Origin of the sequence: Pseudomonas sp. (assembly GCF_030683065.1) — a bacterium.
Taxonomy (GTDB): domain Bacteria; phylum Pseudomonadota; class Gammaproteobacteria; order Pseudomonadales; family Pseudomonadaceae; genus Aquipseudomonas.
Window position 1 is genome coordinate 1 of the sequence record NZ_JAUXMX010000065.1, and the last position, 2090, is coordinate 2090.

The following is a 2090-nucleotide window of genomic DNA, read 5'->3' on the forward strand; positions in this document are numbered from 1 at the left end:
GAGCTCGGTGCCGGCTACAGCCATATCCTGGCTGCTGCCACCAGCAACGGTAAGAACATCCTGCCGCGCGTCGCTGCGCAACTGGACGTAGATCAAATCTCGGAAATCATCGCTGTTGAAAGCGCTGACACGTTCAAGCGGCCGATCTACGCCGGTAACGCCATCGCCACGGTGCAATCTTGCGCTGCCGTGAAAGTCATCACTGTGCGTGCCACCGGTTTCGATCCGGTTGCTGCCGAGGGTGGTTCCGCAGCCATTGAAGCCGTGGCTATTGGCTTTGATGCTGGCAAGTCATCGTTCGTCGGTGAAGCGCTGGCCAAGTCCGATCGTCCGGAACTGACCGCTGCCAAGATCGTGGTCTCCGGCGGCCGCGGCATGCAGAACGGCGATAACTTCAAGCACCTCTACACGCTGGCCGACAAGCTCGGCGCGGCAGTCGGTGCCTCGCGTGCCGCGGTCGACGCCGGTTTCGTGCCTAACGATATGCAGGTCGGTCAGACTGGCAAAATCGTTGCGCCGCAGCTGTACATCGCCGTCGGTATCTCCGGCGCGATCCAGCACCTGGCCGGTATGAAAGACTCCAGGGTGATCGTCGCGATCAACAAGGATGAAGACGCACCGATCTTCCAAGTGGCCGATTATGGTCTGGTGGCGGATCTGTTCGATGCTATTCCGGAGCTGGAAAAGCTGATGTAAAGCTGTCCCGTCCAAAGCGCCAGGTCGCTGGCGATCTCTGACATCTGCAGCAGATCACCAGAATGCTGAACATTCTCGAATTGACGCCTCACAGCTGCCCGCAAACAACCGGGCAGCTGCATGCTAACGCCCCATCATTAGGTCCTGATTTTGCTGCGCCATCTCGCGTAGAAAGTCCCAGGTCACACGGATACGCGCCAGGTCTTTGCCTTCTACCGGCATCAACATCCAGAAGGTGCGGACAAACTCGACCTGATCGGCGAGGATCTCCTTGAGCCCCGTCACCCGGCGGGCAGCGAAGCTGGGCAGAATTGCGATGCCGGCACCGGCAACGGCGGCGTTCTGTTGGGCTAGGATACTGGTGCTACGCAGTGCGATCTGCAGAGGCTTGCCGATCTCATCCAGGTAATGCAGCTCCTTGCTGTACAGCAGATCCTCGATATAGCTGACATAGGTGTGCTTGCGCAGATCATCGCGACTGTTGATTGGCGGATGCGTGTCCAGGTACTCCGTCGAGGCGTACAACCGCAGGCAGTAGTCGGTCAGTTTGGTGATGATGTACGGTCCCCGTTCCGGGCGCTCCAGGGTGATCACGATATCCGCCTCGTGCCGCGCCAAGCGCACCATGCGTGGCACAGCAAGCAAATCGAGCCCTAGATTGGGATGGCGCTTGGACAAGCACGCTAATTGCCCAGCCAGGAGTTCAACCCCGTAGCCCTCGGTGGCCCCGATACGCACCAGGCCAGAAACGCCTCCTGCGCTCCCCTCTGCACCATCATCCTGCTCGATGGACAGATAAGCACTTTCCATAGCCTCTACCTGCGACAACAAGCGGCGGCCAGCTTCCGCCAAGCTGTAACCGGCACCGCTGCGAATAAACAGCGGTTGACCCAGACTCTTCTCCAGTGCCTGCACGCGGCGCGCTACCGAATTGTCCCAGTCCATCGTGTGATTCCTGTGCAAAACCCTGTGCAAAAATACACATCAACCGTGCATTCAGCAGCATTGTAATGGTTATTTTACACCGGCAGAATAACATAAAAACATTGGTGTTTTTTATGTGCCAAATAAATCACCAGCACGAATAGAACCGCCCAAATCTTCTGCACTTTTATTCAACCCAAGGAGCCAGCTGATGGCCCTCGCACTGATGCAAATCGGCTATTCCCAAAAATATTACCGGCCTCCTTCAAGTCACAGTAACGGTAACCCGTTCGACCGTTGTTGCGATGCAACCCGCTACATTGACCTTGAGGAGATTTGACGTGCACATCGGTGTTCCTCTCGAAACCCATGCCGGCGAAACGCGGGTAGCCGCCACGCCAGAAACCATCAAGAAGCTGATCGGCCAAGGCCATCGGGTCACGGTGCAGAGCGGAGCTGGCGTTAGCGCC

The 2090-nt window shown here is 57.5% G+C and carries 3 protein-coding genes and 1 pseudogene; 3 read left to right on the plus strand and 1 reads right to left on the minus strand.

Going from position 1 to position 2090, the window contains the following annotated elements; genetic code table 11:
* On the plus strand, positions 1-696 hold a 696-nt coding region (locus tag Q8K09_RS21190), incomplete at its 5' end, for an FAD-binding protein (protein ID WP_305256990.1).
* Positions 697-819: 123 nt separating this feature from the next.
* On the opposite strand, the gene Q8K09_RS21195 is transcribed toward Q8K09_RS21190, so the two are convergent.
* Positions 820-1641, minus strand: a complete 822-nt coding sequence (locus Q8K09_RS21195; protein ID WP_305256991.1) for a LysR family transcriptional regulator — start codon at positions 1639-1641, stop codon at positions 820-822.
* Positions 1642-1831: 190 nt separating this feature from the next.
* Between Q8K09_RS21195 and Q8K09_RS21200 the strand changes: the two genes are divergently transcribed.
* The gene (locus Q8K09_RS21200) at positions 1832-1960 is read left to right on the plus strand and encodes a hypothetical protein (protein ID WP_305256992.1); all 129 of its coding nucleotides are present in this window, start codon (positions 1832-1834) and stop codon (positions 1958-1960) included.
* A 1-nt stretch (position 1961) separates the two neighbouring features.
* Positions 1962-2090: pseudogene (locus Q8K09_RS21205) on the plus strand (NAD(P)(+) transhydrogenase (Re/Si-specific) subunit alpha); the annotation flags it as partial.